Annotated in this window: 9 protein-coding genes and 1 pseudogene; all 10 read left to right on the top strand. The window is 37.5% G+C overall.

Annotation, left to right across the window (positions count from 1 at the left end; translation table 11 throughout):
• Positions 1–7: 7 nt before the first annotated feature.
• The 10 genes and pseudogenes from NST98_RS04800 (at position 8) to NST98_RS04755 (ending at position 12,580) form a co-directional block, all read left to right on the top strand.
• Positions 8–1,477 carry a glutamate synthase subunit beta gene (locus NST98_RS04800; protein WP_016839415.1) on the top strand — a complete coding sequence of 490 codons (1,470 nt, stop codon included), beginning with the start codon at positions 8–10 and terminating at the stop codon, positions 1,475–1,477.
• A 16-nt stretch (positions 1,478–1,493) separates the two neighbouring features.
• A complete protein-coding gene (locus NST98_RS04795; protein WP_016839416.1) occupies positions 1,494–2,744 on the top strand; it encodes an LL-diaminopimelate aminotransferase in 1,251 nt (416 codons plus the stop codon).
• A gap of 4 nt (positions 2,745–2,748) precedes the next feature.
• Entirely contained in the window at positions 2,749–3,624 is an 876-nt protein-coding gene (dapF, locus tag NST98_RS04790; RefSeq protein WP_016839417.1) for a diaminopimelate epimerase, read from the top strand.
• A gap of 49 nt (positions 3,625–3,673) precedes the next feature.
• Entirely contained in the window at positions 3,674–5,014 is a 1,341-nt protein-coding gene (gene glnA, locus NST98_RS04785) for a type I glutamate--ammonia ligase (RefSeq protein WP_016839418.1), read from the top strand.
• Positions 5,015–5,035: 21 nt separating this feature from the next.
• Entirely contained in the window at positions 5,036–5,377 is a 342-nt protein-coding gene (locus tag NST98_RS04780; RefSeq protein ID WP_096551303.1) for a P-II family nitrogen regulator, read from the top strand.
• A gap of 21 nt (positions 5,378–5,398) precedes the next feature.
• Positions 5,399–6,784 carry an ammonium transporter gene (locus NST98_RS04775; protein WP_445684025.1) on the top strand — a complete coding sequence of 462 codons (1,386 nt, stop codon included), beginning with the start codon at positions 5,399–5,401 and terminating at the stop codon, positions 6,782–6,784.
• Positions 6,785–7,309: 525 nt separating this feature from the next.
• Entirely contained in the window at positions 7,310–7,453 is a 144-nt protein-coding gene (locus tag NST98_RS04770; protein ID WP_340714567.1) for a hypothetical protein, read from the top strand.
• A 555-nt stretch (positions 7,454–8,008) separates the two neighbouring features.
• Positions 8,009–8,230, top strand: a pseudogene (locus NST98_RS04765) (helix-turn-helix domain-containing protein); the annotation flags it as partial.
• Between the two features lie 370 nt (positions 8,231–8,600).
• A complete protein-coding gene (locus NST98_RS04760; RefSeq protein WP_340714565.1) occupies positions 8,601–10,598 on the top strand; it encodes a methyl-accepting chemotaxis protein in 1,998 nt (665 codons plus the stop codon).
• Between the two features lie 242 nt (positions 10,599–10,840).
• On the top strand, positions 10,841–12,580 hold the full coding sequence (locus NST98_RS04755) for an ABC transporter ATP-binding protein (protein WP_340436023.1): 1,740 nt from the start codon (positions 10,841–10,843) through the stop codon (positions 12,578–12,580).
• Positions 12,581–12,586: the final 6 nt, after the last annotated feature.

Genomic DNA, 12,586 nt, shown 5'->3' with positions numbered 1-12,586 from the left:
GAACAAAATGGGAAAACCGACTGGATTTTTGGAGTATAAAAGACAAAATGCCCAGTATCGAAATCCACTAGAAAGACTTCAAGACTGGAAGGAAATATCAACATTACCTTCTGAAGACTTGTTAAAAACTCAAGCAGCTCGATGTATGGATTGCGGTGTTCCATTTTGTCAAAATGGCTCTACTGTAGGAGGAATGTCGACAGGTTGCCCGGTATTTAATTTAATTCCTGAATGGAATGAGCTTGTATACCAAGGTAAATGGAAAGAGGCTTATGAACGATTAAGCAAAACAAATCCATTTCCAGAGTTTACTGGAAGAGCATGTCCGGCTCCTTGTGAAGCTGGATGTGTCGCTTCCCTTTATGAAAGCTCCGTAACCATTAAAAGTATAGAGTGGGCAATCATCGAAAAAGCTTTTGAAGAAGGTTGGGTAACACCTGACATTCCAGAAAAACGAACAGGAGTAAAGATTGCGGTAATTGGATCTGGACCAGCTGGTTTAGCTAGTGCACATGAGTTAAATAAATATGGGCATTCAATAACAGTATTTGAAAGAGCAGATCGAATCGGAGGATTGCTCACTTATGGCATTCCAAAAATGAAAATTGAGCAACACGTAGTTGATCGTCGAATCCATCTGATGGAACAAGCGGGAATTACCTTCTTAACAAACGTTGAAGTTGGGAAAGATTATTCGATTGACCAATTACAATCAGAGTTTGATGCGGTCATTCTTTGCACAGGTGCAACGAAACCTCGTGATCTACAAATTAACGGAAGAAATTTAAAAGGGATCCACTTTGCGATGGATTATTTACACGCCAATACGAAAAGTATGCTGGATTCAGATTTTAAAAATGGTCAATATATTTCTGCTGAGGGAAAAGATGTGGTAGTAATAGGCGGCGGTGATACAGCAGTCGATTGTATCGCTACTGCTCTAAGACAAAATTGTAAAAGTGTCGTCCAATTCGATATTTATCCGAAACGTCCATCAGAACGTACGCCTGATAATCCATGGCCACAATATCCAATGACATATAAGTTGGATTACGGTCAAGAAGAAGCGCTAGCGAAATTTGGAGATGATCCAAGGCTATTTACAACTACTGCATTAGAATTTATTGGTGATGATAACGGTCAACTTGTTGCTGTGAAAAGTGTTGGTATGAAAACGACATTGAATGAAAAAGGAAAAAAAATTCGAGAACCGATACCAAATACAGAGAAAATGATACCTGCTCAACTAGTGTTACTGGCAATCGGATTTGAAGGACCAGAACAACAATTATTTGAACAATTAAATATTGATATTAAAAACTTGAAAAATAGTAGTGCTTACAAAACAAATATAGACAACGTGTTTGTTGCTGGCGATGCAAGACGTGGTCAAAGTTTAATTGTATGGGCAATTCAAGAGGGAAAAGAAGCCGCAAAATCTTGTCATCAGTTAATAACAAACAAAGTAAACCTATAATTTTAGGAGGGTTAAAGTGCAGACTGAAGATTATATACAACAATTATTTGCCGATCGAATTGGGGGTCCTTCATTCGGTTTAAAGGAAGAAATATTCAAATTTGAAAAAATTAAAAGAGCTAAAAGAATAGCCATTAAAGAAAAACCGGATATGGCTTTAATTGATTTGGGAGTCGGTGAACCTGATGCAATGGCAGACAAAAGAGTAGTTGAAAAACTATTCGAAGAAGCCTTAAAACCTGAAAACCGATTTTATTCAGATAATGGCATACATGAATTTAAAGTGGCTGCTTCCCGCTATATGTCAGAGGTATTTGGAGTAAATGGTTTAGATCCTGAAACAGAAATTAACCATGTTATTGGATCTAAATCAGGACTCAGTTTACTGCCAGCTGCTTTCATTAACCCAGGGGACATTACATTAATGCCATCACCATGTTATCCGGTGCTAGGAACTTATACAAAATACTACGGTGGCGAAGTTGTTTATCTTCCATTATTAAAAGAAAATAACTTTTTGCCTCGCCTTGATCAAATTGATCAAGAAGTATTAAAGAAAGCAAAACTGCTCTATTTAAATTATCCCAATAACCCAACTGGTGCAGTAGCGACGAAACAGTTTTTTGAAGAAGTTATTGAGTTTGCAAAAAGCAATCAATTAATCGTCGTCCATGATGCAGCATATGCCGCATTAATGTTCGACGGTGAGAAGCCACTCAGCTTTTTATCGGTACCTGGTGCAAAAGAGATAGGAGTTGAAATCCATTCCTTATCCAAGTCTTTCAATATGACTGGATGGAGAATCGGGTTTATTGCTGGAAATGCAAAATTAATAAAAGCTTTTCAAACGGTAAAGGATAACAGCGATTCTGGTCAATTTATTCCAATCCAAAAAGCTGCAAGTTACGCTTTATCCCACCCTGAAATAACCGAACAAACAGCAAATAAATATTCCCGTCGCCATGAATTACTAGTGAATATTCTTCGTGGGTGTGGTTTTCAAGTGGAAAAACCGAAAGGCTCTTTTTACTTATATGCTGAAGCTCCAATCGGGGTCAAAGATGGGCCTTCCTTTCAAACAGCGGAAGATTTTTCCCAATACCTTATTCGAGAACATTTGATTTCAACAGTTCCGTGGGATGATGCAGGGAGTTTCGTAAGATTTTCCGTTACCTTTGAAGCTAATTCAGAAGAAGAAGAACAGCAAGTGATGAAGGAAATTGAAAGACGATTGAAAGGAGTTCAGTTTATTTTCAAAGGAAGGTGATGAAATGTATTTTACAAAAATGCATGGTTTAGGAAACAATTATATTTTTATTAATTTACTAGAAAATACTTTGCAAGAACAAATACTTCCAACTCTAGCAAAAAATCTTTCTGATGTGAGATTTGGAATTGGTTCTGACGGGATGATTCTTATTTGCGATTCAAAAGTAGCCGACTTTCGAATGCGTATCTTTAACGCAGATGGTTCAGAGGGGAAAAATTGCGGAAATGGATTAAGATGTGTAGCGAAATATCTATATGATCATCAATTTATAGATTCAACGTGTTTTACTATAGAAACACTTGGCGGTATCGTTGAGGTTCACATTTCTCAAGAAAATACAAAAGAAGTGGAATTCGTCACAGTTGATATGGGTGAACCGAAATTGTTAAAAGGAATGATTCCAATGAAAGGTGACCCAACAACAAAGACTATCAATGAACCATTGACGATAGGAGGAAATGTTTACTACTTAACTTGTGTTTCAATGGGTAACCCTCACGCCATTATGTTTGTTGATGATGTTCATAATGTACCGTTAGAAACAATCGGCCCAATGATTGAATTCTCCGATTTATTCCCTGAAAGAGTAAATGTTGGTGTTGTAGAGGTAAAAAATGACAATGAAATCGACTATCGAGTTTGGGAAAGAGGCTCTGGTTTAACAATGGCTTGCGGTACAGGTGCTTGTGCGGCGGTTGTCGCAGCCACGCTCAATGGAAAACTGAAGCAAAACCAAGTAATAACAGTCCATCTTCCAGGAGGTGATTTAGAAATTCATTGGGATGAACATAACCACGTTTGGAAAAAAGGCAGAGCAGAATACATTTGCCACGGTGAAATAAAATTAGATTATTTCACAAAAGAAACAATGCTGTAACAAGCAATCAAATAAATGAAATTTCGATAGATAATAGGAGGAATTTAATATGAAAAAAAATTATACAAAAGAAGACATTTTAAAAATTGCTGAACAGGAAAATGTGCGCTACATTCGGTTACAATTTACAGATCTATTTGGAATTATTAAAAATGTTGAAATACCGCTTAGTCAATTACCAAAAGCTTTAGATAACAAGATTATGTTTGATGGTTCTTCTATTGAAGGATTTGTAAGAATCGAAGAATCAGATATGTATTTATATCCCGATTTAAATACTTGGCTTATCTTCCCTTGGGAAGCAGAACAAGGTAGAAAAATTGCACGTTTAATTTGTGATGTATATTTACCAGATGGTACTCCTTTCCCTGGTGATCCCCGTGGCGTATTAAAACGGGTACTAAAGGAAGCGAATGAACTTGGATTTACAGCAATGAACGTAGGTCCAGAACCGGAATTCTTTTTGTTTAAAGCAGATGAACATGGCAATCCAACAATGGAGTTGAACGACAATGGAGGTTACTTCGATTTAGCTCCAACAGATTTAGGGGAAAACTGCCGTCGTGATATTGTTCTTACCTTAGAAGAAATGGGCTTTGAAATTGAAGCATCCCACCATGAAGTTGCCCCTGGACAACATGAAATTGATTTCAAATATTCCGATGCAGTCGATGCAGCCGATCAAATTCAAACATTTAAATTAGTAGTAAAAAATATTGCTAGAAAACATGGTCTACATGCCACATTTATGCCAAAACCTCTCTATGGCGTAAACGGTTCAGGAATGCACTGTCACCAATCTCTATTCCGCGGTAAAGAAAATGCCTTCTTTGATGAGAAAGATGAATTAGGATTAAGTGAAACTGCTAAACAATATTTAGCCGGAATTTTAAAACATGCTTATAGTTTTGCAGCCATTACAAATCCGACAGTCAATTCTTATAAGCGATTAGTTCCTGGTTATGAAGCACCTTGTTATATTGCATGGTCAGGAAAAAATCGTAGTCCACTCGTTCGTATCCCAGCAAGCCGTGGTTTAAGTACCCGCATTGAATTAAGAAACCCAGATCCATCCGCAAACCCATATCTTGCCCTAGCTGTAATGCTGGCAGCTGGTTTAGATGGCATTAAAAATAAATTAACACTTTGTGACCCAGTAAACTCTAACATTTATAAAATGGATGAGGAACAATTAGATCAATTAAACATTCGCAGTCTACCAGCTAGTTTAAAAGAAGCGATTGACGCACTCGAACAAAATGAAGTCATTAAAGCTGCACTTGGCGAACATATTACAACGCACTTTATTGAAGCAAAACGTATTGAATGGGATGAATTTAGAATCAACGTGCATCCATGGGAACGTGAACGTTATATCACTTTATATTAACTACTTAAAGGAGGACGTTATATGAAAAAAGTTGAGGTAATTACGCGTCCAGAAGTGTTTAAAGAATTGCGAGATAATTTATTCTCAATTGGAGTCGGTGGCATGACCGTTACGGAAGCTGCCGGTACAGGCAAACAAAAAGGTGTGGAGGGGATGTTTCGAGGTACAACTTTTGAAATTAAAGTATTGCCAAAGTTGAAAATTGAATTGGTTGTAGAAGATGGGAAAGTAGATCAAGTGATAGAAGTGATTCAAAGAACATGCAAAACTGGATCGGTAGGTGATGGAAAAATTTTTATTATCCCTGTTGAAGAAGCAATTCGCATCCGAACAGGGGAACATGGTAAAGAAGCGATTATATAAGTTGAGAGGAGTCGAGTGAAGTTGAAGAAAAAAATGCTATCTATTTTTCCATTATTATTGTTCGCTGCAATGCCAGCTTATGCACAAGCACCAACTGTTGAGTCGATAGAATTGTCTGTGAATCTAGTTTGGGTCATGTTAGGTGCTATATTAGTATTCTTCATGCATGCTGGATTTACTTTGGTGGAAACAGGATTTACGAGAGCAAAAAACTCGTTAAACATCATCATGAAAAACTTCTTAACAATTAGTATTGTTTCCATTTTGTATTATCTTGTTGGCTTCGGTTTGATGTTTGGTGATTCAGCTGGAGGTATGTTTGGAACAAATGGATTTTTCTTATCGGGAAGAGAAGATATCGACTTTTTCGTATTCCAAGCAATGTTTGCTGCAACTTCCATTACCATTATTTCAGGTGCTGTAGCAGAACGGATAAGAATCATGAGCTATATAATGATTGCTGTTGCAATGAGCATCATTGTTTATCCAATCATAGGCCATTGGGTTTGGTCAGGTGACGGATGGCTTGCACAGCTCGGATTTACAGATTTTGCAGGTTCCACAGTGGTGCACTTAACTGGTGCGATTGCCGCATTAACCGTTGTCATCTTCCTCGGGCCTCGTATCGGAAAATATACAGGTAAAAAGGTCAATGTGATTCCAGGCCATAACATACCTCTAGGTGCTTTAGGTGTATTCGTACTTTGGTTAGGCTGGTTTGGTTTCAACGGTGCAAGCACCCTTGCAGCAGATACAAGTTTAGTACCACATGTCATTGCAACGACACTACTTTCTACATCGGCAGCTTTTGTGACGTCTGCCGTTTATACAAAAATCCGCTTTGGAAAAATTGATCCGTCCATTTCACTAAATGGTGTACTCGGTGGATTAGTAGGGATTACAGCAGGTGCAGCAGATATTTCCATTCTAGGTTCAATTATAGTTGGATTCGTATCAGGTATTTTATTAGTAGAAGGTGTTCGTTTCTTAGATGCAAAAGTACGTGTCGATGATCCGGTTGGTGCGATTGCTGTTCATGGTATTTGCGGTATTTGGGGCACTCTTGCAATCGGATTGTTCTCGACAGCTAGCGGTTTATTCTATGGCCATGGAGCTTCTCAACTAGGCGTGCAAGCAATTGGAGTTTTAGCCGTTATCAGTTATACATTCTTAATTGTAAGTGTTGCAACAGTTCTGATTAACTTTATTCATCCAATTCGTGTATCAAGCGAAGATGAAATTGCAGGTCTCGATTATTCTGAACATGGCTCTTATGCATATGAATGGAGTCAAACCTTACTTGAAAGAGTAATCAATGGCAATGACGAAAAACCTGAACACGGTTTAGGTTTAGCCGATCGTTTAAATAATCTAGGACACGGGGCAGTAAAAAGTAAAACTTCTTAAGTTGTTTTGAATTCATACAGTGGGTTAACATCGTTCCGTGATTTTATTGAAGATCTGAAGACAATACTTTCAGCCTGAGGAAGACTTCCTCAGGCTTTTTGATGTGCGCCCAGCATGTACATGAACTATAGGGTGTAAGTCCCGAACCCCGAAGACAGAAGTAGAGGTTAGCTCAACGCAAGGGTGTCCGTGGTGACGCGGAATCTGAAGGAAGCTGGAGGCAAAACACCGGTCCGAGGAACACGAACCTCATATAAGGCTAGGTATGATTGAGTGAGTTTGCAAAACAAAACAAAGCTCTTTCTGTCGAAGGTCATATCGAGTAAATGAGGCGGATAGATGGTGTGAAAGTGCATGTACTTACCCGGGGAGGTCTGGCGGATATGTGAAGTACGCTTCATAACCTACTTAGTGATAAGTAGCTGAACCGTCAGAAGTCAGCAGAGGTCATAGTATTAGTTGGTTTAGAACTACTAAGAAGGACCGAACAATGAAGAGAGAATAGCCCTTGGCATTCAGTGAGTCATGATGAACACAGAAAACGTAGTACCTCACTTGAGGAAGGAAGCGGTGAATCCCGTGGGGGACCTCTTGGAGGGTGGAGTGACCACTGGCATAAAGAGAACAGCTATTCACGAAAGTTTTAAAGACTTGCGTCAATTATCTTAATTGAACCGCCGTATACGGAACCGTACGTACGGTGGTGTGAGAGGACGGGAGTTAATCGCTCCCTCCTACTCGATTTGATATAACTCGTGCGGATAGAGATCTCACTTGTGTATATAAAAAATTCACTCGTGCGGATAGAGATTTCACTTGTGTATATAAAAAATTCACTCGTGCGGATAGAGATCTCACTTGTGTATATAAAAAGGTCACTCGTGCGGATAGAGATCTCACTTGTGTATATAAAAATTCACTCGTGCGGATAGAGATTTCACTTGTGTATATAAAAAGGTCACTAGTGCGGATAGAGATCTCACTTGTGTATATAAAAAGGTCACTCGTGCGGATAGAGATCTCACTTGTGTATATAAAAAATTCACTCGTGCGGATAGAGATCTCACTCGTGTACATAAAAAGGTCACTAGTGCGGATAGAGATCTCACTTGTGTATATAAAAAGGTCACTTGTGCAGATAAAGATTCCACTCGTGTACATAAAAAGGTCACTCGTGCGGATAGAGATCTCACTTGTGTGTATAAAAAGATCGCTTGTGCGGTAATCAGGGAAGTGGCAAATTATGTTCAACAACATCCCGAAAAAAATCATACAGTAGAAAGTTTAGCTGCTCGCGCTAATTTTTCGCCACGTTATTTTTCAAAAAAATTCAAAGAAATCATGGGGCAAACAATTCAATCCTATGTTGTTGAAACTCGAATAAAAAGAGCGGAGCATTTGTTGCATTATACAGGCATGACAGTTACAGAAGTAGCTGATGCTCTTATATAGGTTTGATGGTTCCCTAAAACCAGTAGGCGACATTCATAAGTATGAATCGCTGCTTTTTTTATAAATTGTAAAAGTCTGATAATGTGACTTTAAAACTATTTAATTTTGTTTTATAAAATATAAAATCATATTTTGGTAAGATGGAAAATTAGACTGATTACACTAAATAAAAAATAAATCGATAATTCTAAAGTTTTACAAAATAAAGATTTTAAAAGAATATATCAAAAAGTTAGAAATTTATGTCGATATAATAATGGGTTTTTTTCAGCAAGTGTTGATTTAGAAACAACAAATAGAAAACAAAAATACAAAATCTTTTTGGCAAAGGAGATGCCACTTTTCAACTAGGGGAGGACTATCAGTGAAAAAAGTTTCAAAAAAAATCAGCAAGTTTAGCTTTCGTAATTTTCATATAAAATTATTTGTTTCCATTACAATTATTGTAATCCTTTCTTCTTTGCTAATTGGCACATTATCATATCAAACATCCAAGGAAGAATTAAGAAATCAAATATTGGATAATATTTCGGCTAATGTATCTAGAATCGATGATGTTATCAAGGATCTAATTCAACCGAAAATGACGGATATTCAAATATTGTCAAATCGTATAAGAGGATCCCAATTTCAAGAATCCAATCATTCTGAAATACGTAAATGGCTGAAATTTTATCAAGAATCCCATCCCGAAATTGCTGGCGTCTATGTAGGAAATGAAGACGGAATATTTGTGAAGGAACCAGCCCATTTAGCGGTTAAAGCTGGATACGATCCTAGAGAAAGAGATTGGTATATTCAAGCCATGGAGAATAAAGGCGAAACCTTTATTTCAGAACCTTATGTTGCTGCAAGTACAGGGAAAATGGTGATTACCATCTCCAAAGCTCTCGATGATGGCACTGGAGTTGCAGGAATTGATATTAATCTTGATAAGTTGGAAGAATTAGTGAGAAACATTCAAATTGGCAAGGCGGGATATGGACTCGTTGTAGACAAAAACAATAAATATATTGCTCATCCATCTGCTGAATTGGGAAGTGAAGCCGTAGATTCGATTTACGACAAATTGTATGAGAAAGATAAAGGACAGGTTAGTGGAGTATTAAATGGAGAATCCGTAATTTTACATTTCATTACGGATGAATTGACTGGGTGGAAAATCGGCGGACTGGTTTATGAGAAAGAAATTGGTGAAGCAAATGAAGCAATCTTACATTTATCATGGATTGTAGGAACTATTGCGATTATCTTTGGTATCTTTGCTGCTGTTTTCATCATTAAATCTTTAAGCAGACCGATTAAACAATTGGGTGATTTAGCCGTAAAAGTCAGTGGAGGGGACTTGACCCAATACGCAAAAATATCGACAAATGACGTGATTGGAAAGTTAGGAATGGCTTTTAATGAAATGATTGATGGGTTGCGTACTTTGACTCTTCAAATAGACGAAACAGCCGAAAAAGTCGCGGCTACATCGGAACAATTGTCTGCCAGCTCCGAAGAAACGACTGCAGCAACTGAACAAGTGTCCAATTCAATTCAAGAAGTATCGAAAAATGCAGAAGCGCAAACAAGTATGGTTGAGAATGTATCCCATATCTTTAAAAAAGTTTCGCAAGGAGTGGAGGACATCGCCGAACGTTCATCTAACGTGACGGAACTTTCACGCCAAGCTATTCAGGTGGCAGACATAGGCGGCCAAGCTGTTTCCAAAACGGTTGAACAAATGAAATCCATTCATACATCTGTTAGCCAATCACAGTCTATTATTCATTCTTTATATGATAGTTCAAAACAAATCAATGAAATTTTAAATGTAATTACTGGAATTGCCGATCAAACGAATTTGCTTGCTTTAAATGCGGCTATTGAAGCTGCCCGTGCAGGTGAACATGGCAAAGGATTTGCTGTAGTCGCTGATGAAGTAAGAAGCCTTGCCGAACAAACCCAATCATCAGCTAAAGAAATTCAGGCGATTATTAAGAAAATTCAAGATGATACGGAAAATACAGTAAAGATGATGAAACAGATTTCTGTAAATGTAGATGATGGGGTAGAGATTACAAGCGAAGCCATTAAACAATTCAACCACATTCACCAAACAACGAAAGAAATTTCGCCGCAAATGGAAGAAGTTTCTGAAGCAGTGAAAGAAATGTCCAAAGCTCTTCAACATGTCAATGAAGAATTGGATGGTCTTGTGGAAGTGGCTCAAGGTAATAATGCGGCATCTGAAGAAGTTGTCGCAACAGTGGAAGAACAGTTGGCTGCGATGCAGGAAATTTCCGCTTCGGCCCAGTCCCTTGCATCAATGGCAGAAGAATTGAAATCTGTCACATCTAATATGAAATATCATTGATGAAGCAACTTCAATATTACATCTTGATGGCGTAATGAGAAAAGGGTTCTTTTCGATTCATCCATCAGTACAAACTGATCTGAGTGACTAAATATTTTGGATGACGATGTAAATTAGGCAGGAGAGTTTTATCTTCTGCCTATTTTTCTTTTTAAAAAGTTTAGTCTAATTACAAATGTTATCCATTTGCAAAAAATTTTTGTATAATTCAAGATATGACTATCAAAAGAGAGGAAAAGAAGATGTTAAAGCATTTTTTTTCTTATTATAAACCACATAAACGATTATTTATCATCGACTTTTCATGTGCTGTCTTTGTGGCTATTTTAGATTTGTTTTTCCCAATTGCGGTGCAATGGTTTATTGATGTCTTATTACCTGAAGGCGATTGGGGAAAAATTGTACAAGTTAGCATTTTATTATTACTTGTTTACATTTTAAGCACCATCATGAACTTCGTTGTCAACTACCTGGGTCATAAACTAGGAATTAATATTGAAACCGACATGCGTCGCGATTTATTTAATCACATCCAAAAACAAAGCTTTAAATTTTTTGATAATACAAAAACGGGCCATATTATGAGCCGCATTACAAATGATCTTTTTGATATTGGTGAATTTGCGCACCATGGTCCAGAAGATTTCTTTATTGCAATGATGACATTTATTGGTGCGTTCATTATTATGTTCCAAGTAAATCCGACATTGACGTTTATTGCACTTGTTTTCACACCGTTTTTAATTTGGTTAGTGACTTACTGCAACAATAAAATGAACAATGCTTGGAAAGAAATGTATAGTAAAATTGCGGATGTTAATGGAAGAGTAGAAGATAGTGTTTCAGGAATCCGGGTTGTTAAATCATTTACAAACGAAGAATTTGAAATGAAGCGCTTTAAACAACAAAACGGATATTTCCGCGCTGCCAAACTATTTGCTTATAAAGTGATGGCAGGGACACACTCAAGTATCTATTTTATGACACGACTATTGACTTTAGTCATTTTAGTGGTAGGTGCTTGGTTGAGTTATAATGGCAAATTGACATATGGTGAATTAGTAAGTTTCGTATTATATACAAATGTATTAATTAAACCTATTGATAAAATTAGTGCATTACTTGAACTGTATCCAAAAGGAATGGCAGGATTTAAACGTTTCCGGGAATTACTGATGCAAGATCCGGAAATTCAGGATCGTCCCAATGCTGTAGCAGTTCCTCATTTACAAGGAAATATCTCTTTCAACAATGTATCGTTCCAGTACGATGAATCAAAGCCGGTATTACGGAATATTTCATTTAATATCCAAGCTGGCCAAACAATCGCATTTGTTGGTCCATCTGGAGCTGGGAAGACAACGATCTGTTCATTAATTCCCCGCTTCTATGATGTAAACGCAGGGGCGATTACTATTGATGGAATCGACGTACGAGATATCACACAAAAATCATTGCGTGAACAGATTGGCATTGTACAGCAAGATGTATTCTTATTTACTGGTACAATTCGTGAAAATATAGAATACGGAAGACTAGGTGCAAGCTTTGAGGAAATACAAGCGGCTGCTGAGAAGGCTCATTTGAAAGAATTTATCGAATCTCTTCCAGATGGTTATGAAACGCAGATTGGGGAGCGCGGCTTAAAATTATCAGGAGGTCAAAAACAGCGTATAGCCATTGCACGTATGTTCCTAAAAAATCCGCCAATTTTAATATTAGATGAAGCCACTTCTGCACTGGATACGGAGACAGAAATGATGATTCAAAAATCTTTAAACGAGTTGTCCAAAAATCGTACAACATTAGTCATTGCGCATCGACTTGCAACGATTCGCAACGCCGATCGTATAATTGTTGTAACGAAAAATGGAATTGAAGAACAAGGCACTTATGAGGAACTAATTGCTTTAAATGGCGTATTTGCAAAATTGCATCATATCCAGTTTCAAAAAAATGAGGAGGAATTGATCTCTATCTAAAAGATT

The organism is Ureibacillus sp. FSL W8-0352 (assembly GCF_038004345.1).
Taxonomy (GTDB): domain Bacteria; phylum Bacillota; class Bacilli; order Bacillales_A; family Planococcaceae; genus Ureibacillus; species Ureibacillus thermosphaericus.
Note: the sequence above shows the minus strand (reverse complement) of the source record. Positions and strands in the feature narration are given on the sequence as shown.

Coding starts and splice junctions, on each gene's coding strand:
- NST98_RS04800 (WP_016839415.1), top strand. CDS start 8: ATGGGAAAACCGACTGGATTTTTGGAGTATAAAAGACAAAATGCCCAG.
- dapF (WP_016839417.1), top strand. CDS start 2,749: ATGTATTTTACAAAAATGCATGGTTTAGGAAACAATTATATTTTTATT.
- glnA (WP_016839418.1), top strand. CDS start 3,674: ATGAAAAAAAATTATACAAAAGAAGACATTTTAAAAATTGCTGAACAG.
- NST98_RS04780 (WP_096551303.1), top strand. CDS start 5,036: ATGAAAAAAGTTGAGGTAATTACGCGTCCAGAAGTGTTTAAAGAATTG.
- NST98_RS04770 (WP_340714567.1), top strand. CDS start 7,310: ATGATGAACACAGAAAACGTAGTACCTCACTTGAGGAAGGAAGCGGTG.
- NST98_RS04755 (WP_340436023.1), top strand. CDS start 10,841: ATGTTAAAGCATTTTTTTTCTTATTATAAACCACATAAACGATTATTT.